Source organism: Alicyclobacillus sp. CIJ1, from assembly GCF_057538885.1.
Window position 1 is genome coordinate 129,245 of record NZ_BAAJPH010000067.1, and the last position, 21,013, is coordinate 150,257.

17 protein-coding genes are annotated in these 21,013 nt (G+C 64.3%); 13 read left to right on the forward strand and 4 right to left on the reverse strand.

What is annotated here, in order from left to right; all coding sequences use genetic code 11:
• Positions 1 to 9 precede the first annotated feature (9 nt).
• Positions 10 to 1,089 (reverse strand): multicopper oxidase family protein, encoded by a 1,080-nt coding sequence (locus AC27E8_RS04050; protein WP_487098490.1) that lies wholly within the window; start codon positions 1,087 to 1,089, stop codon positions 10 to 12.
• Between the two features lie 105 nt (positions 1,090 to 1,194).
• Here AC27E8_RS04050 and AC27E8_RS04055 point away from each other — a divergent pair, with 105 nt between their 5' ends.
• On the forward strand, positions 1,195 to 1,425 hold the full coding sequence (locus AC27E8_RS04055; protein ID WP_487098489.1) for a hypothetical protein: 231 nt from the start codon (positions 1,195 to 1,197) through the stop codon (positions 1,423 to 1,425).
• A 114-nt stretch (positions 1,426 to 1,539) separates the two neighbouring features.
• On the opposite strand, the gene AC27E8_RS04060 is transcribed toward AC27E8_RS04055, so the two are convergent.
• Complete coding sequence (locus AC27E8_RS04060; RefSeq protein WP_487098488.1) at positions 1,540 to 3,243, reverse strand: M3 family oligoendopeptidase; 1,704 nt, start codon at positions 3,241 to 3,243, stop codon at positions 1,540 to 1,542.
• A gap of 130 nt (positions 3,244 to 3,373) precedes the next feature.
• Here AC27E8_RS04060 and AC27E8_RS04065 point away from each other — a divergent pair, with 130 nt between their 5' ends.
• Positions 3,374 to 5,314: an AMP-binding protein gene (locus AC27E8_RS04065; RefSeq protein ID WP_487098487.1), complete on the forward strand. Its 1,941-nt coding sequence runs from the start codon at positions 3,374 to 3,376 to the stop codon at positions 5,312 to 5,314.
• A 22-nt stretch (positions 5,315 to 5,336) separates the two neighbouring features.
• Here the strand turns inward: AC27E8_RS04065 and AC27E8_RS04070 are convergent, their stop codons facing one another.
• Positions 5,337 to 6,524, reverse strand: a complete 1,188-nt coding sequence (locus AC27E8_RS04070) for an acyltransferase (RefSeq protein WP_487098486.1) — start codon at positions 6,522 to 6,524, stop codon at positions 5,337 to 5,339.
• Positions 6,525 to 6,665: 141 nt separating this feature from the next.
• Positions 6,666 to 7,610, reverse strand: a complete 945-nt coding sequence (locus tag AC27E8_RS04075; RefSeq protein WP_487098485.1) for a G1 family glutamic endopeptidase — start codon at positions 7,608 to 7,610, stop codon at positions 6,666 to 6,668.
• Positions 7,611 to 7,954: 344 nt separating this feature from the next.
• Here AC27E8_RS04075 and AC27E8_RS04080 point away from each other — a divergent pair, with 344 nt between their 5' ends.
• From AC27E8_RS04080 to AC27E8_RS04130, 11 genes are all read left to right on the forward strand, one after another.
• Entirely contained in the window at positions 7,955 to 8,494 is a 540-nt protein-coding gene (locus AC27E8_RS04080) for a small multi-drug export protein (protein ID WP_487098484.1), read from the forward strand.
• A gap of 314 nt (positions 8,495 to 8,808) precedes the next feature.
• Positions 8,809 to 10,704 carry a 1-deoxy-D-xylulose-5-phosphate synthase gene (gene dxs, locus AC27E8_RS04085; protein ID WP_487098483.1) on the forward strand — a complete coding sequence of 632 codons (1,896 nt, stop codon included), beginning with the start codon at positions 8,809 to 8,811 and terminating at the stop codon, positions 10,702 to 10,704.
• A 37-nt stretch (positions 10,705 to 10,741) separates the two neighbouring features.
• Positions 10,742 to 11,836, forward strand: a complete 1,095-nt coding sequence (fni, locus tag AC27E8_RS04090; protein WP_487098482.1) for a type 2 isopentenyl-diphosphate Delta-isomerase — start codon at positions 10,742 to 10,744, stop codon at positions 11,834 to 11,836.
• A gap of 110 nt (positions 11,837 to 11,946) precedes the next feature.
• Positions 11,947 to 12,957, forward strand: a complete 1,011-nt coding sequence (gene hpnH, locus AC27E8_RS04095) for an adenosyl-hopene transferase HpnH (RefSeq protein ID WP_487098481.1) — start codon at positions 11,947 to 11,949, stop codon at positions 12,955 to 12,957.
• Positions 12,954 to 13,580: a phosphorylase family protein gene (locus AC27E8_RS04100; protein WP_487098480.1), complete on the forward strand. Its 627-nt coding sequence runs from the start codon at positions 12,954 to 12,956 to the stop codon at positions 13,578 to 13,580. The genes hpnH and AC27E8_RS04100 overlap by 4 nt, the downstream gene beginning before the upstream one ends.
• Positions 13,565 to 14,554 (forward strand): hopanoid-associated sugar epimerase, encoded by a 990-nt coding sequence (hpnA, locus tag AC27E8_RS04105; protein WP_487098479.1) that lies wholly within the window; start codon positions 13,565 to 13,567, stop codon positions 14,552 to 14,554. Before AC27E8_RS04100 ends, hpnA begins: the two co-directional genes overlap by 16 nt.
• A gap of 37 nt (positions 14,555 to 14,591) precedes the next feature.
• Entirely contained in the window at positions 14,592 to 16,487 is a 1,896-nt protein-coding gene (shc, locus tag AC27E8_RS04110) for a squalene--hopene cyclase (protein WP_487098478.1), read from the forward strand.
• An 8-nt stretch (positions 16,488 to 16,495) separates the two neighbouring features.
• A complete protein-coding gene (hpnC, locus tag AC27E8_RS04115; RefSeq protein ID WP_487098477.1) occupies positions 16,496 to 17,371 on the forward strand; it encodes a squalene synthase HpnC in 876 nt (291 codons plus the stop codon).
• Positions 17,368 to 18,237: a phytoene/squalene synthase family protein gene (locus AC27E8_RS04120; protein WP_014465453.1), complete on the forward strand. Its 870-nt coding sequence runs from the start codon at positions 17,368 to 17,370 to the stop codon at positions 18,235 to 18,237. The genes hpnC and AC27E8_RS04120 overlap by 4 nt, the downstream gene beginning before the upstream one ends.
• The gene (hpnE, locus tag AC27E8_RS04125) at positions 18,204 to 19,547 is read left to right on the forward strand and encodes a hydroxysqualene dehydroxylase HpnE (RefSeq protein ID WP_487098476.1); all 1,344 of its coding nucleotides are present in this window, start codon (positions 18,204 to 18,206) and stop codon (positions 19,545 to 19,547) included. Before AC27E8_RS04120 ends, hpnE begins: the two co-directional genes overlap by 34 nt.
• Before the next feature lie 129 nt (positions 19,548 to 19,676).
• Positions 19,677 to 20,984, forward strand: coding sequence for a S1C family serine protease (locus tag AC27E8_RS04130; RefSeq protein ID WP_487098475.1), 1,308 nt, complete (start codon positions 19,677 to 19,679; stop codon positions 20,982 to 20,984).
• Positions 20,985 to 21,013 lie beyond the last annotated feature (29 nt).

Consider the following 21,013-nt stretch of genomic DNA (forward strand, 5'->3'; position numbering starts at 1 on the left):
TCCACCTCCTCACGGGATCACGTGGATGAGCGTCATCATGCCACCCACGGGGTCCATGGTGTCATTCGGATTGATGAGCGAGCTCGCCACGGTGTCGTAAAACGGGAAGGTGCCGGTTTGATCCGCGGTGAACTCCACATCCACCGTTTCGCTCGGTGCGATGGACACGATGCTGACCGTCTGCGGATCCGGCTGCGGCTGACCGTCCTGCGCCACAATCTTCACATCATACCCATCGATGGTCATCGCGTGGAACGTCTCCGCGCACGCGTTGACGATGCGCATGTACACCGTCGTGCCGCGTTTCACCGTCAGCTGCGGCGTGTCCGGATACGCCTTGCCGTTGATGAGAAACGTGTTCTCGTTGTCCGATCCGTCCTGCTTACCCGCGCCGAGCACAAACAGGACGTCGCGCACGTGGCGCATGGACGGCGAGGGTGTTTTGGGGTCGACGATGATCACGCCGTTCAATCCAGCGTCCACCTGATAATCGTCGTCGTAGTGGCTGTGATACCAGTGCGTGCCGATCATCTGACTTGTCACGGTGAACCGGTAGACAAAGGTGCCGCCCGGCTGAATCGCGGGCTCGGGAAAGCCTGGAACCCCGTCCATGTCGTTTGGGACCGCCATTCCGTGCCAATGGACGGTGGTCGGTTCGGGGAGATCGTTGTGTACGACGATCTCGACGCGATCGCCGACGCGGACGCGGATGAGCGGCCCGGGGACTTGCCCGTTGTAGCCCCAGGCCCACAGGTTCACGTTTCGGTAAAAGTTCCAACCGAACTTGGATGTGGTGAGCGTGAATTGCTTGACGCCGCCGGGCAGGATGCGCGGGGTGAGCGCGACCTCGTTCATCAGGTTGACAGCGTCCCGGTCTTCTTGTAGGATTTGGGCATTCGTCAGAACGGGCGGGGGCGGGGGCGGCGGTCCGTCGTCGCTCGTTGCGTTCTGCATGGCCATCGAAGCGGCTCCGTTTGCAATCTGCGCGTCGGCGCGATGCAGCGCGGCCTCTCCGATGCCAGCCAGGGACACGGCCCCAAAGCCCCACATGGCTGCCCAAACGGCTCGACGCAGGCGTCTGTTTCGCAAGTAATGGGCCTCCCCTCGCAGGTCTCTGAGGGTATGATGAAGCCTGCATATGAAGAAAAGGCCCCGTTTTTGTGAAAGCCACGTAAAAATTGAGGGGGACGGAACATGTGGGGGCTCCGAGGATTTGGAGCGTCGCACGCGTTTTCGAGAGGTTTCTTTTCTCATAGCTATGGCTACGGTTATGGAGGTTATGGCCTGGGTCACATGTTTGTGAACGGGCTGGTGCACGGGCTCGGCTTTGGCATCGGCTACGGCATTGCGCGCCACATCCCGTTCACGCTCATTCTCGTCATTGCCATCGTCGCGCTGGTGTGGTGGCTGGCCCGCAGGCGGTGAGAACGCCCCAGCCCTCAGCGGCTGGGGCGTGCCGCCGTGCCCGGCACAGCGGTGGCCAGGCGGTGAGAGTCCGCTCCGGCGGGCCACTTCCGGCGACGTGGTCGCGAAATTCGCTCAGGACGGCAGTTTGGCTTCCAGCTGACTCAGCACATCCCGGATGCGTGGAACGACGTCCGCCAGCGTCGATTCGTCGAAGGGGGAACGCAGGCCGGCTTCGCTGACCAGTTCCAGGAACGAGCGGCTGCCCCCCAGTCCGCAAAGGCGCAGATACGACTCCCAGGCCTCCGACGGATTGTCCTGCCTCCAGAGGAAATACTGCAGCGCGCACACCTGCGCGAGCGCGTAGTCGATGTAGTAAAACGGGTAGTTGTAGATATGGAGCTGGCGCTGCCACAGGCCGCCTTCCTCGAGGTACGGCATTCCCTCGTAAAATTCGTCGCCCCGGTTCATGTAGATGCGCTCCAGTTCTCGCCACTCGGCCTTGCGCTCGGCAGGCGTCATCTCGGGGCGCTCGTACACGGCGTGCTGAAACTCGTCGACCGCGGCCATGTACGCGATGGACACCACGGAATCCGCCAGGTGCGTGTAAAAGAACTTGTCCGCGTCCTCCTGGAAGAAGAGCGGCATCCACTTCCAAGTGAAGAACTCCATGCTCATCGAGTCGATCTCGGCTGCCTCCGCTGTGGGGAAGAAATACTCGGGCAGCTTCATGTCGCGCGACTGGTACACCTGAAACGCGTGCCCGGCCTCGTGCGTGAGGACGGTGACGTCGCCCAGCGTGCCGTTGAAATTGGCGAAAATGAACGGCGCTTTGAAATTCGGGATGAAGGTGCAATAGCCGCCGACTCGTTTGCCCTCGCGGCTCAATAGATCCATGAGTTCGTGGTCCAGCATGTACTGAAAGAACGCGTCCGTCTCCGGGGACAACTCCTTGTACATGCGCCTGCCGTTCTCCAGGATGAAGGCCGGATCGCCTTTCGGGTGGGCGTTGCCATCTCGATACCAGAGGTTGATGTCATGGATGCGCAGGGACGATAGACCGAGGCGCTCCCGCTGTTTGTCGCGAATTTCGGCAGCGAGGGGCACGATGTGCTTTCGGATGGCCTCGCGAAACGCAGCGGTCTCCCTCGGGCCGTAGTCCGTTCGGTTCATGCGGTCGTAGCCCATCTGCACGAAGTTTTCGTACCCGAGTTTCTGTGCCATGGCCGTGCGCATGCGGACGAGATCGTCGTAGATTTGGTCGAATGCGTCGCCGTGCTCCGCGAAAAAGCCGAACATGGCGCGAACGGCGTTTTGCCGGGTCTCGCGGTCGGGCGATTCGGTGAACTTCGCCATCTGGCTCAGGTTGTACGTCTCGCCGCCGAATGGAATGCGGGCGCTCGCCACGAGTTGGTTGTAGTCCGTTACGCGGGCATTGATCTTCTGCATGTCTTCCACAATCGCGTCGCTGAACGATCTCGTCTGCACCTCCGCGAGCCGGAACCACTGACGGCCGAAGCGCTCCTCGAGCGCCTTGCGGTGGGGCGAGGCGATGAGCGCCTGGCGCAGCCGAGTCTCGAGCGCTTCCATCTCCGGCGCTGCCTCGTCGAAAAACGCTTTCTCCGCCCGGTAAAACTCGTCCCGCGTGTCCACGGAATTGCGGATGTACGCGAGTTCAAACATGGTCTGGAAATCCATGCGCAGCCGGTTCACTTCCTGCAGGGCGTCGAGGGCGGCCTCCGGGGTGGTGGAAGCCTCGAATTCGTCGATGAGCCGCAGGACGTCGTGTTTCAGCGCCGCCAAATCCGGCCGCTGATACTTCATCTCGGAGAACTTCATGGAAGACCTCTCCCACTCGTCAGAAATGTTCGTCCGCTCAAGCATACCATAAATGGGCGTATCCGAATCGCGCGGGCCGTGCTACACTGGTGCCACAAGTGCCCGATTTGCGATGTGATAGGAGATGGCTATGAAAGCGTTATCTTCTGATGATCGATGGAAGACGCCCGCTATCTATCTTCTGAACGTCACTCTCTACACGCGGTTCCACGAGGCGCTTGCGCTCTTTCCGGCGCACGTGCCGGTATTCGTGAATGCGAAGGTGCAGGAGCGGTATGGGACAGCGCTCGGGGCGCGGCGGGTGGGCGTGATGGACGCGGAGCGGCCCATCACCCTCAAGCCGCTCATGGAGGCGCTGTCCACGGGCGCGGTGCTCGTTGCGCTGGACACGGATCAGCGGGGCTTCCAGGCCGTCGCCCGCTATGCCACCGAGCGCCGGATCCCGGTCATTCCTGTGTATGGTCATTCGCTTGTCATCGACGAGGAACACCCGCTTCCTTTCGGCGACCCGCGCTCGGCGCTCGACACCCTACAGGAGTTCTTGCTCCAAAGTTACATGGGACCGCGCACGGTGGCGTCGGTCAACCTGTTCGACGAGCTCGTGCAGTCCGCGCGGTATTACGGCGAAGACCGCGTCATCGTCAAGGACATGACGGGCAGCGCGCGCTACCGCGACGTGCTGCTTCAAAGCTACGTGCTTGGCACCGCGCTTCGCCGGATGATTCAGCGCCAACGCGTCGGGGTGATGCTGCCGAATTCGGTGGGCCACGTGGTGGTGTTGTTCGCGATGTTTTACGCTGGGCTCACCCCGGTGATGCTCAACTACTCAAGCGGGGTGCAGACGGTCGTCGACGCGTGTGAGACCGCGGGGGTTGATACCATCCTGACGTCCCGCGAGTTCATCGAGAAGGGGCAACTGCAGGAGCTGGAGCAGGCGCTCACGGCGAGGTACAAGCTCCATTACATGGAGGACGTGCGCAAGCAGATTGGGCTTGGCGCGAAGCTCGCCGGTTTGTGGGCGTTCCGCCGCAAGCGCCCAGCGCATCCCGGATCGAACGAGATCATCCTTTTCACTTCGGGAAGCGAGTATCGCCCGCGCGGGGTGGTGCTCTCGCACGGGAACATCTACGCCAACGTCCAGCAGACGAGGTCCGTGATCGATTTTGGCACCGAGGATCGCATGCTGAACGCGATGCCGATGTTTCACTCGTTCGGGCTGACGGCGGGGGCACTGCTGCCACTCATCGCAGGCATCCAGGTCTATCTGTATCCGTCGCCGCTTCACTATAAGCGCATCCCCGAGATCTGCGGCCAGGAGCAGTCGACCATCCTGTTTGGCACGTCGTCGTTCCTCGAGAAATACGGGCAGAACGCGACGCCCGAGCAGTTTGCGCATCTCCGCTACGCCGTGGCTGGCGCAGAGCGGCTCAAGCCGGAGGTGGAGCAGGCGTGGCTCCAGAAGTTTGGGCTTCAGATCATGCAGGGCTACGGCGCCACCGAGACCTCGCCCATCATGTCCCTGGACACCCCCATCAACCACAAGCAGGGCTCGGTGGGGCGGTTCTTGCCGGGCATTCGCTATCGGCTGGAGCCTGTCGACGGGATCGAGCAAGGGGGACTGCTGCACGTGCAGGGGCCCAACGTGATGAAGGGCTATTTGGTTCACGGGGAGGGCTTCGTGGAACAGACGGGCTGGTACAACACAGGCGACGTCGTCGACGTGGACGAGGACGGCTTCGTGACCATTGTGGGCCGGCTCAAGCGGTTTGCGAAAATCGCGGGCGAGATGATCTCGCTCAACCTGGTGGAGCAACTGGCGGCGCGCGCGTACGGTCATCCGGCCTTTGCAGCCGTCTCCATCCCGGACCCGGCGCGCGGCGAGCGCATTGTGCTTGTCACGACCCAAAAAGGACTGACGCTTGCGCCCATGCGCGATCTCGTCGATCGGCTGGGCTACTCGCGCATGCACGTGCCGGCGGAGATCCGCGTGATTGACGAATTTCCGCTGCTTGGCAGCGGGAAGACCGACTACGTGACCCTGAAGGCGATGGTGGAGAAGGGGCGCGCCTGACGCGCCGCCCTACGTCACGCCATCACGCGGCCCGCCGGACGGGTTCGCCCCTAGCGCGGCGGAGTCTGGCCTTTCGGCCCACTACATAAGACACCACCGGGATCTTCATCAGGATGTACGCAGCCAACATCGAAGAGAAGTAGCTGAACAAGATGGCGGCTGGCAACAGCGCGTAGTGAAGCCACACGGGGATGCCGCGGCCGTCGAGATTGTCCATCACGACTTCCATCGCGTACAGCGGAAACGGTTGGATGAGATAGATGCCGAACGAGGTCTGGGAGGCCACGCGCACGAAGCGCGAGAAGGCTCGCCATCCAGGCAGATCCTTGCGCTTGGACCACGCCAGGCCTGCGTACCAAAAGGCGCACGTCACGACCAGGCTGTACGGCACCATGATGGGCTGCAGGACGAGTTCCGCGTCGTCCTCGCCGTCGTGCAGAACCAGCCGCTCGAGGAAATAGTGCCCGAATAGGATGCCGAGGGAGGTGACTAGCGCGACGAAGAGCGCCTTGCGGTGGCGCTCCATCCATGCCGCCACCTGATCGTAGTGGCACGCCAAGACGCCGCCGGCGATAAACCAAAACTGGTACATCAGGAGATTTCGATCTCGATACGTGTACAGATCATAAAGCCATTTGGGCCAGCCGGTGGGCGTGAGGCTGTCGAGGACGTTTTGGTTGAGCCACATCAAGCACATCTCGAGCACAAAGCTTGCCACCAAAATGTGGACGTGATACTTGGCCGCCTTCCGGACGCCGTGAAGGAGGAGCGGGAAGATGAGATAAAGCTGCATGGACACCACAAGAAAGTACAGAAAGAACATGTTTCCGGTGAGAAGGTTGTGGATGATGGCAGGCACCAGGTTGGACCATGTCCACGAGAAGCCTGGCGTCAATAGCGCCACGAACGCGATATAGGCCAGCGTCCAGACCACGTATGGAATCACGATGAGCTGGAATCGCTTGCGCCAGAAGGGAAGCGGGTGAAACGGATCCTGCTGAAGATACGTGGTGAAGAGCACAAGGCCCGTGACAAACATGAACGTCTCGCGGGTGAAGTGCGTCGCGGTGATGAGCGCGCCGAGGGCATAAAAGCCAGGTGTGCCGTCGTTGTTGAGCACATTAAAAAAGGACAACGTGTGCACGGTGAGCACGCCGAGAATGACAAACGCCCGCATCAAGTCGATCTCGTCCAGGTATCGTTTCCCCACGAGCACCTTGCCCCCTTGTCTCTCTCGCAACTCACCACATTGTATCCGATCCGCCTCGAACTTGTTTCGAAAGCTGGAGGCAGGCGCGCGAAGGTTCACCCTGCTGGTTGCCCTGGGCGGGGCGCCTAGCGTGCTGAGACCTCACGGCTCCAGGCGAGGTGCGGGTGGAGGCCACACGCCGGGCGCGTCCAGCAAGGTTTGCTCCCGGTGGGAGGTGGGCGCGACGTAAAACACGTCAAACCCCCCGGTCGCGGGGTTTGGCCCGGACGGGACGGACAAGATGAGGTGGTCGTCCATCATATATCCGCCGTCCGACGGCGTGAGGTGTGGCGGGCGACCGTTGACCGTTCCAGGCACAAAGGTGAGCGTCCCGTAATCGGCCAGCGTGGATACGTGACCGCGAATTTCGGGCGCCTCCTGAATCCACTCGGCGGACGCCCCGGGACCCGAATACGGCTGCGTGATGGTGAACTGCTCGTTCTGCGTGAGGTCGTCGAGCGTAAGCGTCCACGTGCCATGTCCGTCGCGGTAGATGCGGGCCTCCATCGCGTCACCCGGCGCCACCGCCATGGAGGGAATGACCACCTCCGTCGGGTGAACCGGCCGGATTTCCCACCAGGCGAAGTACTGAGGTCGCCCATCCACGTAGTTCTCTTCGGTCCCAATCTGAATCAAGTCGTCGTTGCTGAATCCGTCGATGCCAATCCAGGTGGAGGAATACGAGTTGCCTCGCGATGGGCTGACGGCGGGGACCACCCAGTTGCCCGAGATATCCCAGTACCGGCCTCCTGTGAGTGCGTAGCCCGACCAGTTGAGGGTGGCCCACCCGAGGTCGGAGATGGACAGCGCACCATCCATGCCTCGCGGCGATGCGCCTTCTAGGGCGGGATTGACCGGTGCAGCCTTGACATGGAGGGCGGGCGTGCGAGGCGATTCGGCCGAATGGAAAGCGGCGGTCCACACGCACCCTGATGCAGCCAGCGCCATTGCGGTGCATGCAGCCGTCCCCATCGCGCCGCGCAAGGGGGCAGGTTTCTCGGGAAACTTTGCGCCCGGCGAGACAAGCGCTTTCTTGACCGTCCACACGTGGTCATCACCTAGCGTCTCATGGGGTGCAGGAGCCGAGGCTCAGTATCCCGACCTCCTGCGACTTCAACATACGGGTCGTGCGCTCAAAATTTCATCAAATTTTGAGATCTCACGTGACTTCTGTTCAGGCGCGGCCGCCGCTTTTTACGCGCATGGATTCGAAGCGCGCCCCGTACACTTGCAATGGAACAAGCCCGGATCGCTTCCCGTGCGCTTGAGGTACAATGCATGCAAAAGGTGCCTCCGTTTCCCCGCGTGACGTTCACCCCATGTCGCATTTCTGTCCCAGGCGCATGTCTCAATCGCTCATCCCTCGCCCTCACGCCCGGGAGGTGTGAAGCTTGACGCGTTCGTGGACCCTCATCGTGGCTCGGCTCCCGTTCTGGCGACTGATGCTGTACGGTGCGGCCGCATCCTTCCTCTTTTTTGCCGGGAGTCTCGCATTGGGATTGAGTCAAGGCCGCCTCTGGCCGACTTTGTCCCTCATCGGCACGTCCATCGTGCTGGAAGCCCAGCCCGCCGCCGCTGCGAGCATTCCGCTCGGGTTCGATCCGCCCACAGGAGCCGGAATTTCCATCCTCGCCAACATGATCGCGGTGCCCATCCTGATGGTGGGGTTGCGGCAGGCCATCCAGCGATTTCGCTTCGTGCGTAGGTGGCTGGCGAAGGCGGAGGCGCTGTCACGCAAATACGGGAAGTACGGGGTCTGGGTTCTTGCGCCCCTGTGCCCGCTGCTTGGGGCGTATGCCTGTCTGGCCATCGGCAGCATCCTTAGGTGGAATCCGCTTCGGGTGCTTGCAGCGGTCGTCGCGGGCATGGTGGGTTCGGCGTTTGTCATCGCGTACGGCGGATTTGCGCTGCTGCGGCTGTTTCACCCCTGAGAACGGGAGGCGGCGCATACGCTCGTCCTCGCTCGCATATACAACAGCGAGGGCTTCCGCACTGGGTGTGCGCGCCGCCTCACACAGGCACATGGAAGGAGCCACGCGTTTCGAATTGCTTGTTTGGTACCACGAAAAGTTCTGCAGCGCAATTGCAGGGCGACACCTGACTTTGGTACGCTTTCAGATAAGACTAGGCTTTATCGATTCATGATGCGGAATACCTGTCCAGCAGGGAGGTGTGAGCGCGCGGATTTGCCTGTGCAAAACGTCCTGAGGCGGAGGCGTCAGTTTCACACTCTGGTGTAATCGAGGTGTTGACTACGTTACTCGATTCCATTCACGACCCAAAAGACCTGAAAAAGCTCAGTGAGTCGCAGTTGGTGACGTTGGCTCAGGAAATTCGCGACTTTCTCGTCACGTCCATTTCGAGGACCGGCGGGCATTTCGGCGCCAACATGGGCGTCGTGGAACTGACCATCGCGCTGCACCGGGTGTTTGACAGCCCTCGAGACAAGATCATCTGGGACGTCGGCCACCAGGGGTACGTGCACAAGATCCTCACGGGCCGCAAGGACATGTTCCCGACGCTCCGCAAACTGGGCGGGCTGGCCGGATTTTTGAAGCGGTCCGAGAGCGAGCACGATGCGTTTGGGGCGGGCCACTCGTCCACGAGCATTTCGGCCGCCCTTGGCATGGCCGTCGCGCGCGATCTGCGCAACGAAGATTACCACGTCATCGCCGTGATCGGTGACGGGGCGCTCACGGGGGGCATGGCGATGGAGGCCATGAACCACGCGGGCGATCTCGGCACCGATCTCATCGTCATTTTGAACGACAACGAGATGTCCATTTCGAATAACGTCGGCGCGGTCTCGAAGTACCTCACGCGGCTTCGGTCCGATCCGAATTACGCGCGCGCCAAGCAGGACATCGATCACCTCCTGCGCCACCTGAGCAACGTGGGCCAGAAGGTGACGAAGGTGTTGGATCGCGCCATGGAGGCGGCGCGCCACATGATCTTGCCCATCACGCCGTTTGAGGGCTTCGGCTTCAAGTACATCGGCCCCATCGACGGCCATGACCTCCGCCAGCTCATCCCGGTCTTGGAGCGCGTGAAGGAACTCAAGGGGCCCATCCTGCTCCACGTGCTGACGCAGAAGGGCAAGGGGTATCCGCAAGCGGAGAATTCGGAGGACAAGTGGCACGCGTGGCCCAGCGCGGCCAAGCCCAACCAAGCGCCGTCGTACACGAGCGTGTTCGCGCAGACCGTCGCGGAGATGGCGAGAAAGGACGAGCGGATTGTCGTGGTCACGCCCGCCATGCTGTCGGGCAGCGGGCTGGTGAAATTTCAGAAGGAGTTTCCGACGCGCACGTTCGACGTCGGCATCGCCGAGCAACACGCGGCGACGTTCTGCGCCGGGCTCGCCGCAGCAGGGAAACGGCCGATCTTCGCCGTCTACTCCACGTTCCTGCAGCGCGCATACGATCAGACCATCCACGACATCTGCATTCAGAACCTCCCGGTGGTCCTCGCGGTCGATCGCGCCGGGATCGTCGGGCCGGACGGGGAGACGCACCAAGGCGTCTTCGACATCGCCTACCTGCGCACCGTACCGAACATGTCCATCATGATGCCGAAGGACGAGAACGAACTTCGGCACATGCTGTTCACGGCGATGCAGCACGACGGACCTGTGGCCGTGCGGTATCCGCGTGCGGACGGCGTGGGCGTGCCGATGGACGAACCGCTGCACGCGCTGCCCTGGGGGAAAGCCGAGGTGCTGCGCGAAGGGCGGCATCTCACCATCGTGGCGCTGGGGCCCATGGTGCCCGAGGCGATGAAAGCCGCGGAGCGACTCGCCGCGAAGCACCAGATTGAGGCGACGGTCGTGAATCTGCGCTTCGTGAAGCCGCTCGACGAGGAGCTGTTGCTCAGCCTGGCGAAGACGGGCAGGCCCATCCTCACCGTAGAGGAGGCGTCGCTCGCGGGTGGGATGGGATCGGCCGTTGCCGAGCTTCTTCTGGATCGCGGCGTCATGGTGCCGATGCGCCGCAAGGGCGTGCCGGATCACTTCGTGGAACACGGCGGCCGCGACGAGGTCCTGCATCGGCTCGGCCTCGATGCCGACGGCATCGTGGCGGACGCGCTGGAACTGATGCGCCAAGCCGGTCAGGTGCCGCACGCCCTGAATCGGGTTGGCACGTGACGACACGCGGTCTGGCGGACGGAAAGAGGGAGGCCGTATGACGTTGACGCGAGACGTCCGGCAGCGGCGCAAGGTCGAGCACGTGCATGCCGTTCAAGCGCTCGGCGATCCGACGGGCGTCTCGAACGGGTTCGAGTGCGTCTCACTCGTGCCTTGCTCTGCGCCGGAGGTGGCCTGGGACGACGTGTCCCTGGCCACCGAACTCTGCGGCATCCGCCTGGAATCGCCGATTCTCATCAACGCGATGACGGGCGGCGCGGACGAAGTGTACGACATCAATCGAAAGCTCGCGCAGGTCGCGCGCCGCTTCGGCCTGGCCATGGCGCTCGGGTCCGCTTCGGCCGGCCTCGCCTCTCCCGAGGTGGCCTACACGTACCGCGTCGTGCGTGAGATCCATCAGGACGGCGTGGTCATCGCCAACGTGGGCATGGGCACCGGGTTGGAGCGCGCGCGAAAGGCCGTGGAGCTGGTACGGGCGGATCTGCTTCAGGTTCACTTCAACGCCGCGCAGGAACTGTTCATGGCGGAGGGAGACCGCGACTTTCGCGGTGCGCTCGACGCGCTTGCGGAAGTCGCGCGCGGCGTGGGGGTCCCGGTGGTGGCGAAGGAGGTTGGGCAAGGGATTTCGGCGGAGGATGCCATCCGATTCGCCGATGCTGGCGTGCGGGCCATCGACGTGGGCGGCCTTGGCGGGACGAACTTCATCGCGGTCGAAGCCTGGCGCCGGGGTGCCGAGATCGACGAATTTTGGAACCGTTGGGGGCTGCCGACGGCCGCATCGCTGTGCGAAGTCGCGGCGGCGGTCGGGGAGCGCGCTGACGTGATTGCGTCCGGGGGCATTCGCACGGCGCTCGACGTCGCGAAGGCGATGGCGCTTGGCGCGAGCGCAGTGGGCATCGCGGGACCGCTTGTCCGACTCGTGACGCAGCCGAACGGGGAAGAGCAGCTAAATCGTTTTATCGAGGACCTTCACTTCGGGCTCCGCGCCCTGTTGGTGCTCACCGGCTGCCGCAATTTCTCCGACTTGCGCGGCAAGCCGGTCGTCATCCTGGGCTGGCTCCGGGAATGGCTCGAGGCGCGTGGATTGAAGGGGTGGATAGACGCGCGGGGGCGGGCTCCCTTCGGCGCGTGAGCCCCGGAGACGCCATTTGCGATTGTGGTAAACCAGAGATATCCTTTCCTTCAGATGGCCTTTTTTCTACGTATTCATGCGTCGAATCGGATTGAGGAGGAGGGATTGGCATGGCGCGACAGTCATTCTCCGCAACGGTCGACATGGTGAAGTACCTGGCGAAAAACCGCATCAAGGGTATCAAGCGGTACCCGATGGTCCTCATGCTCGAGCCGACGGAACTGTGCAACCTGACGTGCACAGGCTGCGGGAAGATCCGGCAGAGCCCGGACGTCCTCAAGATGCGGATGACCGCAGAGGACTGCTTCAAGGCCATCGACGAGTGCGGTGCGCCCGCCGTGTCCATCGCGGGCGGAGAGCCGCTTGTGCACCCGGAGATTGTCGAGATTGTCAATGGCATGCTGGAGCGGCGGAAGCTCGTGATGCTGTGCACCAACGGGATCTTGCTGCACCGGGTCCTCGACAAGCTGAAGCCTCACCCGAACTTCACCTTTGTGTTCCACCTCGACGGCAAGCGCGAGCACCACGACAAGATGGTGGAGCGCAAGGGCGTCTTCGACATCGTGATGAAGGGCATCAAGGCGGCGAAGGAACGCGGATTCCGCGTCGCAACCAACACCACGCTGTACAAGGGCGCGAGCGCGGAGGATACGGCCGAGCTGTTGCTGGAGCTCATGGACATGGGCGTGGACAACTGCATCGTGTCGCCGGCGTTCACGTATGAAGAGGTCGATCCGTCCCACAGCGACATCTTCCTGCACCGCAAGGAAGTGCACCAGCTCGTGCGGGACATCATGGCGCGCTGCGGGGATCGCATCCGGTTCTACGACACGCCCATCTACTTCGACTTCCTGCAGGGCAAGCGCGAGCTGCGCTGCACGCCTTGGGCCATGCCGAATCGCAATCCGAAGGGCTGGAAAGGCCCCTGCTACCTGCTGACGGACGAACACTACGAGACGTTCCAGGAGATGATGGAGAAGACCAACTGGGAGGAGTTCGGCTACGGCGAGAATCCCCGGTGCGCGAGCTGCATGATGCACTCCGGCTACGAGATGGCGGCTCTCAAGGCCCTGACGCCCCGCGACACCTGGCGCCTGGTTCGGTGGTTCTTCGCCTCGTGACGACGCTTGTCGTCACGGCGCTCGGCTTTGAGCGCGCGGCGTTCCGTCATCTGGCGCACCGCCCTGGGTGGTGCGTCGCTTCGACGGGCGTGGGGCCTGCGCGGGCGGCGGATGGGCTCGCGCGGCTCATTCGGGCGGAGCGGCCCGCGCTCGTCGTCGGCGCAGGGGTGTGCGGCGCGCTGGACCCCGGCCTGCGCCTTGGCGATCTCGTCCTGCCGGCGGAGGCGGTGACGCCGGAGGGCTCGTGCGCGCCGCTCGCCCTCGACGAGCGGCTGTGCGAACTCGCCCGGCGCTTCTCCAAGGCCCACGGCGGATCGGCGCAGATCGGCGGGCGCATCGTGTCGGTCGAGCGCATCGCCTCGACGCCGGCGGACAAGCGCGAACTGGCCCGCCGGTTCGAGGCGTCGGCGGTCGATCAGGAGACGTTCGCGTGGGCGGGCGTGGCCCGCGAGGCAGGCATTCCGTTTGTCGCCGTGCGCGTGGTGCTGGACGAGGCCGGCGAACCCCTCGCCTCCTGGCGGCCGTCGGCGTGGCGAAGCGCGCTGCGTTTGCCCGCACGCGCACTCCGGGCGCGCCGCACGCTTCGCGCTTTCGGGAGGGAATGGCCATGCTGGCGTTCGTGACCGGGGGATCAGGCTTTGTGGGCTATCACGTCGCCCGGGTGCTGGTCGAACACGGCCACCGCGTGCGCGCGTTGGTGCGCGATCCCGGCCGCGCCCCACATCTCAAGGCGCTCGGCGTGGACATGATTCAGGGCGATCTCGCCACCGGCGAGGGGTTGCGGGCCGGGATCGACGGCTGTGACGCCGTGTTTCACGTGGCGGCGCACTACTCGCTCGATCCGCGCGACGACGCGCTGATGTACGCGGCCAACGTGGAGGGGACGCGCCGCGTGCTTGAGGCGGTCCGCGAGGCCGGCGGCCCGCGGCTCGTCTACACGAGTTCCACGGCGGCGGTCAAGCTGAGACACGACGGCCAGCCTTCGACCGAGGCGGACGGCTTCAACGATCCCGACCGCGTCGTGAGCACGTACAAGCGGACCAAGGTGCTCGCCGAGCGCCTGGTGATGCAGGCTGCCGCGGAGGGCATGGACGTGGTCGTCGTGAATCCTTCCACGCCGGTTGGCCCGTACGATGTGAAGCCGACGCCGACGGGCCGCATTGTGCTCGATACCATGCTCGGCAGGATGCCTGGCTACGTGGAAACGGGGCTGAACCTCGTGGCGGTGGAGGACGTGGCCATCGGCCACCTGCTCGCGTACGAGCGAGGACGCGCGGGCGAACGGTACATTCTCGGCAACCGGAACATGCACTTCGGCGAGTTGGTGCGGCTCATTGCGGAGCTCGCTGGACGGAAACCCCCGCGGTTGAGGATTCCCTTTTTCGCGGCCATGGCGTACGCCGTGATCGACGAGCGGGTCCTGGCGCCGCTTTTGAAGCGGCCGGCGCGGGCGCCGGTGGCCGGCGTGCGGCTTGCGAGAGAGCCGATGTACTTCGACGCGTCCAAGGCGGTGCGGGAGCTCGGGCTGCCGCAGTCGCCGGTGGAGGATGCCTTGCTTCGCGCCATCGAATGGTTTCGGAGCGCCAAGATGGCGTGACGGGATCGACCATCATCACGTGAAAGGGGGAGGTCGGATGGCTGAGCAGTTGGTGGAAGCGCCGGCCTACGCGCGGACGCTGGATCGCGCGGTGGAATATCTCCTCTCCTGCCAGAAGGACGAAGGCTACTGGTGGGGGCCGCTTCTGAGCAATGTCACGATGGAAGCGGAGTACGTCCTCTTGTGCCACATTCTCGATCGCGTCGATCGCGACCGCATGGAGAAGATCCGGCGTTACCTGTTGCACGAGCAGCGCGAGGACGGCACGTGGGCCCTCTACCCGGGTGGGCCGCCGGACCTCGACACGACCATCGAGGCGTACGTCGCGCTCAAGTACATCGGCATGTCGCGCGACGAAGAGCCGATGCAGAAGGCGCTGCGGTTCATCCAGAGCCAGGGGGGGATCGAGTCGTCGCGCGTCTTCACGCGGATGTGGCTGGCGCTCGTGGGCGAATATCCGTGGGAGAAGGTCCCCATGGTTCCCCCGGAAATCATGTTCCTCGGCAAGCGCATGCCGCTCAACATCTACGAGTTTGGGTCGTGGGCCCGGGCCACGGTCGTGGCGCTCTCGATTGTGATGAGCCGCCAGCCGGTATTCCCGCTGCCCGAGCACGCGCGCGTGCCCGAACTGTACGAGACCAATGTGCCGCCGCGCCGGCGCGGGGCCAAGGGAGGCGGCGGGCGGATTTTCGACGCGCTCGACGCCGCGTTGCACTGGTATCAGAAGCTGTCCGTGCACCCGTTCCGCCGCGCGGCCGAGATTCGCGCCCTGGACTGGCTGCTCGAGCGCCAGGCCGGCGACGGCAGTTGGGGCGGGATTCAGCCGCCTTGGTTTTACGCGCTCATTGCGCTTAAGATTCTCGACATGACGCAGCATCCGGCGTTCATCAAGGGCTGGGAAGGTCTCGAGCTGTACGGCGTGGAACTGGATTACGGCGGATGGATGTTTCAGGCTTCCATCTCGCCCGTCTGGGACACGGGTCTCGCCGTGCTCGCGCTGCGCGCTGCCGGGCTTCCGGCCGATCACGACCGCTTGGTCAAGGCGGGCGAGTGGCTGTTGGACCGGCAGATCACCGTCCCGGGCGACTGGGCGGTAAAGCGTCCGAATCTCAAGCCGGGCGGGTTCGCGTTCCAGTTCGACAACGTGTACTACCCGGACGTGGACGACACGGCCGTCGTGGTTTGGGCGCTCAACACCCTGCGCCTGCCGGACGAGCGCCGCAGGCGGGACGCCATGACGAAGGGATTCCGCTGGATTGTCGGCATGCAGAGCTCGAACGGCGGTTGGGGCGCTTACGACGTCGACAACACGAGCGACCTCCCGAACCACATCCCGTTCTGCGACTTCGGCGAAGTGACCGATCCGCCTTCAGAGGACGTCACCGCCCACGTGCTCGAGTGTTTCGGCAGCTTTGGGTACGATGACGCCTGGAAGGTGATCCAGCGCGCGGTGGCCTACCTCAAGCGGGAGCAGAAGCCGGACGGCAGCTGGTTCGGTCGCTGGGGCGTGAACTACCTGTACGGCACGGGCGCCGTGGTGTCGGCGCTGAAGGCGGTCGGGATCGACATGCGCGAGCCGTACATTCAAAAGGCGCTCGACTGGGTGGAGCAACATCAGAACCCGGACGGCGGCTGGGGCGAGGACTGCCGCTCGTACGAGGACCCGGCGTACGCGGGCAAGGGCGCGAGCACCCCATCGCAGACGGCGTGGGCGCTGATGGCGCTCATCGCGGGCGGCAGGGCGGATTCCGAGGCCGCGCGCCGCGGCGTACAATACCTCGTGGAGACGCAGCGCCCGGACGGCGGCTGGGATGAGCCATACTACACCGGCACGGGCTTCCCAGGGGATTTCTATCTCGGCTACACCATGTACCGCCACGTGTTTCCGACGCTCGCGCTCGGCCGCTACAAGCAAGCCATCGAGCGCAGGTGAGGGTTGCGATGGAATCTGTGCCAGTCGAACTCCGAGGCGATTTCGAGGTCTGCCGACGGCTCACGCGGAGCCACTACGAAAACTTCTCGGTGGTGTCGCTGTTCGTGCCGCGCCATCTTCGTCCGCACTTTTATTCGGTTTATGCCTTTTGTCGCGGCGTGGACGATCTCGGCGACGAATATGCGGGAGACCGTATGGCGGCCCTCGACGCCTACGAGGAGGAACTGCGGCGCGCGTTTGCGGGCGAGGCCACCATGCCCGCGTTCCGCGCGCTTCAGTTCACCATCGCCACCTGCAACCTGCCCATGGAGCCGTTTCTTCGGCTCATCGAGGCCAACCGGCGCGATCAGCGCAAGCACACGTACGACACCTGGGAGGACCTTCGCGACTACTGCCGCTATTCGGCCGATCCCGTCGGCCGGCTCGTGCTCGGCATCTTCGGCTGCCTGGACGACGAGCGCGCGCGCCTGTCCGACGCCACGTGCACGGCGCTGCAGGTGGCCAACCACATGCAGGACATCGACCGGGATCTCGCCCTCGGCCGCATCTACGTCCCGCGCGCGGACCTCGAGCGGTTCGGCGCGACGCTGGACGACATTCGCGCCCGGCGGGCGACGGAGGGCGTGCGCCGCTGCATCGCGCTCGAGGTGGATCGCGCCCAGGCGCTGTTCGACGAGGGCCGCAGGCTCGAATCCCTCGTGCCGCCGCGCCTGGCTCGGCAGCTGAAGCTGTACCGCCTCGGCGGCGAGGCCATCCTCGCGGCCATTCGCCGCCAGGGCTACAACCCGTTTGCCGGCAGGCCCGTGGTCTCAGGCAGGCAGAAGCTCCGCATCGCGCTCTCGGTGCTCGCTGGCGGCGCAAACGGCGAAGGAGGGTCGGCATGAATCTGGCTTCGGCCTACGAATACTGCGCGCGGCGCACGCGCGAAGCCGGCAGCTCATTTTATTACGGGATGCGCATGCTGCCGCCCGCCAAGCGCCGCGCCATGTACGCCATCTACGCGTGGAGCCGTCTCTGCGACGACGCCGTAGACGATCACACCGGCGCCGATGCCGCCTCCCACCTCGCCACCGCCGAGCGCATCTACCAGGCCGCCTACGCCGACGACTACCTCGCGTCGTCCCATCCCGTCGTCGTGGCGCTGGGAGACGCCGTGCGGCGCTACAGCATCCCGCAGGAGCCGTTCGCCCATCTCATCCGCGGCATGCGGGTCGACATGGCGCCTGTGCGTCTCAAGTCCCAGGCCGATCTCGACGCCTACTGCGACGACGTGGCCGGCACCGTCGGACTCATGTGCGTGCACATCTTCGGCTTTCGCGACCCGCGCGCGCTCGACCTCGCCCGGGACATGGGCCGTGCGCTGCAAATCACCAACATCCTGCGCGATCTCGCCGAAGACCTCGCGCGCGACCGCGTGTATCTGCCGGAAGAGGAAATGGAGCGCTTCGGCTATTCCCTGGCCGATCTCTCCGAGCGGCGCATGACGCCCGCCTTTTTCGCCGTCATGCGGGCACAGGCCGAGCGCGCGAAGGCGTACTACGCGCGTGCCGCGGAGTTGTTTTCGCTCGTGGAACCCGACAGCCTCCGCTGCCTGAGCATGCTGTACGTCATGTATCGGCGCCTCTTGGACAAGATTGAGGCGCGCGGCTTTCGGGTCTTCGATGAGCGCATCTCGCTCAGTGGATCGCAGAAATTGAGGCTGGTGTGGGGGGTCCTATGGAACAAGCGCGCGATCGGATCATCGTCGTAGGTGCGGGGTTTGCGGGCGTGAGCGCGGTCCACCACTTGCTTGGCGCCGGTGTGCCTGGGGAACGCGTCCTGCTCTTGGAGCGCGCGCCGCACGTGGGCGGCCGCGCCTTTTCCTTTGTCGACCGGGAGTCGGGTCACGTGTTGGACAATGGCCAGCACGTGCTCCTCGGGTGCTGCACGGCCTTTACGCGCCTCTTGCACGAATTGACCCGCCATCCGGGCGTCCGCTTTCAGCCGCTTCTGTCCATCCCGGTGTATGCCAACGGGCGCTTTTGTTCCATCGAAAGCCGCAGGCTGCCCGGACCGCTTCACCTCGTGCCCTCGCTCCTCCGGTACGCGCACGTCTCGCTCGACGGGCGCCTGCGCATCGCTCAGGCCGCGTTCGCCATGCTCGCCGCCCGCCCCGATCATCTCGACGCGCACTCGTTCCGCGCCTTTCTCGAGCGCCACGGCCAGACGGACGAGGTCATCCGCCTCGTCTGGGATCTCGTCGGCACTGCCATTTTGAACGGCCACGCCGGCGACATCTCCGCCGGGCTCGCCGTCGAATCGTTCCAGATAGGCTTTTTGCGTGGCCCCGAACCAAGCCGGCTCGGCCTTTTCACGCGGCCGCTTGGCGATCTCGCCGCGGAAGCCGTGGCGTCCCTCCAAGCGCGCGGAGTCGAGCTGCGGCGCGGCCGCGCGGTCCGGGTCGTCGCGGACGAAACCGGCGTGACGAGCGTGCGGCTGGCGGACGGATCGTCGCTTTCAGCGCGTTGCGTCATCCTCGCCGTCCCGCACGATCAGGCGCGATCGGTCCTTCCCGACGGCGTCATCGACCGGGCGGCGTGGCTCGCGCGTGCGCGCTACAGCCCGATTTTGAACGTGTACCTCGAGTATCCGCACGCGGTGATGGAGGCGGACGTCGCGGCCTCGTACGCGATGGGCGGCATGTTCGTCTTCAACCGCGGCCGGCTCTTGGGCAACGCCGAACTCGACGGGCGCCTTTTGTCCATCTCCATCTCGGCCGCGGACGCGTACCGCTCCTGGGCCGCGGACGAGATCGCCCGCGAAGTGGAGGCGGCGGTGGCCGAGATGTTTCCCGCCGCGAGGGAAGTGGGTGCACGCTGGCGCAAGGTGGTCTGGCAGCCGAAGGCGACGTTTCTCGCGGAGCCGGGGTTGGGGCTCAGGCGCCCGGGTGTGCGCTCCCGCCTCAGGGGCTTGTACCTCGCCGGCGACTGGGTCGACACGGGCTGGCCGGCCTGCCTGGAGGGGGCCGTTCGGAGCGGCGAAATGGCGGCCGCGGCTGCCCGCGAGGACGGATTGGCGTGAGCACGAAGGGCACAACGCGGCGGTCGGAACGCGGGAACCTGCGCTGTTCGGGCTTTCGATGCGGTTTCAAGGTTGGAGAAGCATACTAAGCGCAGAAAAGGTCAAGACCTGGATAAAGGGTGATCGTACATGCGCTTCTATCGTCCGCGCTCGGACAGCGGTTTCTTCTACGAACCTGGTGGGACGTTGCGTTGGATTGTGACCGTGGTGGTGTCGGCGCTCGTCGGCGCGGGCACGACGCTCGGCGTGATTGCTGCGACGCGCAACGGGAGCCTGTCGCTCAATACCACCAGCAACGCCACGTCGCCGGCTTCGACTACCAAGCCCATGTCGGTGAATGTGAACATCAACGACGACATCACACAGGTCGTGAAGAAGGTCGAGCCTGACGTCGTGGCGGTGGTGAACTACACCACCACCAGCAACTTCTTCACGCAGCAGTCGCAGACCCAGGAGTCGGACATCGGCTCGGGCGTTTACTTTTACAGGAACGGGGACAATGCGTACATCGTCACCAACAACCACGTGGTGCAGGGCGGATCGAAGGTGCAAATTGTCCTCATGACGAACAAGCGGGTCAACGCGACGGTGGTGGGGACGGATCCGTACACGGACCTCGCGGTCCTGCGCGTGCCTGCCTCCACGTTCCCGGGCATTCAACCGGCCCAATTTGCGAATTCGGACGACATCCAGGTGGGCGAGCCCGCGATTGCCATCGGCACGCCGATGGGACTGGACTTTGCTGACACGGTGACGGCCGGGATCATCAGCGGCGATCAGCGGATGATGCCGGTCGAGGACCCGACGTCGGACGCGGTGCTCGACTATCAGCCCGTCATCCAGACGGACGCGGCCATCAACCCCGGCAACAGCGGCGGGCCCCTGTTGAACGCGGCGGGGCAGGTCGTCGGCATCAACTGTAGCAAGATCGTGGCGCCCAACTTCGAAGGCATGGGCTTTGCGATTCCGTCGAACGAAGTGCTGAACATCGCGTTCCAGATCATCAAGACGGGTCACGCGGTCCACCCGGCGCTCGGCATCGAAGGCATCGACCTGTCCAGCATCCCGAGCGGATACCTGCCGGACAACATCCCTGTGGACTACGGCGTGTACATTGAGTCGGTGGATTCGGCCAACGCCAAGCGCGCAGGTCTGCAGCAGGGAGACGTGATCATCGCCCTCAACGGCAAGACGGTGCAGTCCATCGCGGATCTTCGGACGGAACTGTTCACGCTGAAGCCCGGTCAGACCGTGCCCATCGTGGTGTACCGCGGCAATAGGAAGTTGACCCTTCAGATCAAGATTGGCGAGGAACAGTCGCCGAACACCACGGAGAGCGGCAATTCGTCGAACCAGTCGTCGCAGAACCCGTTCGGCTCGGGGGGAGGAAGCATCTTCCCAAATCCGTTCAATTCGACAAACCCGTTTGGGTACTAAGACGAGGACGTGGTCGGGCAGCTCCGACC